The 551-nt window shown below is 46.6% G+C and carries 1 protein-coding gene; it reads left to right on the forward strand.

The genetic code is table 11. From position 1 onward, the window contains the following. The coding region (locus tag HC728_RS19820; RefSeq protein ID WP_190395991.1) for an Ig-like domain-containing protein at positions 1-551 on the forward strand (551 nt) is incomplete at both ends.

Here is a 551-nt window from a genome sequence, read left to right on the forward strand (position 1 = left end):
CTCAATTACGGTGCGTGAAACTGATGCGGCAGGTAATGTGTCTGGCTCGAGTACATTAGATTTTGTGCTTGATACGCAAGCGCCAAATGCACCAACGATCACGCTGGATACTGATTCGGGTATTAGTGATGGTGATCTGCTTACGAATGATGGCTTATTCACAGTAACGCCAAGCGAAGTTGGCAATACAGTTGAATATCAGGCTGCAGATGGCAGTTGGTCAACAACCCCTCCTGCGGTGGTCGAAGGTGACAACTCAATTACGGTGCGTGAAACTGATGCTGCGGGTAATGTGTCTGGCTCAAATACATTGGATTTTGTTTTAGATACGCAAGCGCCAAATGCACCAAAGATCACGCTGGATACTGATTCGGGTATTAGTGATGGTGATTTATTAACTAATGACGGTTTATTCACAGTAACGCCAAGCGAAGTTGGCAATACAGTTGAATATCAGGCTGCAGATGGCAGTTGGTCAACAACCCCTCCTGCTGTGGTCGAAGGTGACAACTCAATTACGGTTCGAGAGACTGATGCGGCAGGTAATGTGT

It is taken from the genome of Aliivibrio sp. S10_S31 (genome assembly GCF_014694495.1).
GTDB lineage: Bacteria > Pseudomonadota > Gammaproteobacteria > Enterobacterales > Vibrionaceae > Aliivibrio > Aliivibrio fischeri.